Here is a 313-nt window from a genome sequence, read left to right as displayed (position 1 = left end):
AAGGACGCCATCATGCGCGACGGCATCGTCGTCCCCATGACCGAGCTCGAAGCGATCATCTCCCGCCACCCGACCGTCACCGAGGCGACCCTCGTGGGCCCGACCGGCCAAGTGGACGACATGATCTGCGCGGTCGTCGTCCCCAGCGGCGCCGGGACGCCCAGCCTGGAGGAGATCCGCGAGCACCTGCGGGAGTCCGGCCAGGACGAACGGTTCCTGCCCGAACGCCTCGAGGTGGTCCCGGCCCTGCCCAAGACCCTCACCGGCAAGGTCCGCAAGGCCGAGCTGCGCCTGCGCTACGCCCAGGACTGAG

The 313-nt window shown here is 70.6% G+C and carries 1 protein-coding gene; it reads left to right on the top strand.

What is annotated here, in order from left to right; translation table 11 throughout:
• On the top strand, nucleotides 1-312 hold a 312-nt coding region (locus ACSNOG_RS33115; protein ID WP_436756375.1), incomplete at its 5' end, for an AMP-binding enzyme.
• Nucleotide 313: the final 1 nt, after the last annotated feature.

Origin of the sequence: Streptomyces sp. URMC 124 (assembly GCF_051386455.1) — a bacterium.
In the GTDB taxonomy this organism is placed as follows: domain Bacteria; phylum Actinomycetota; class Actinomycetes; order Streptomycetales; family Streptomycetaceae; genus Streptomyces.
Note: the sequence above shows the minus strand (reverse complement) of the source record. Positions and strands in the feature narration are given on the sequence as shown.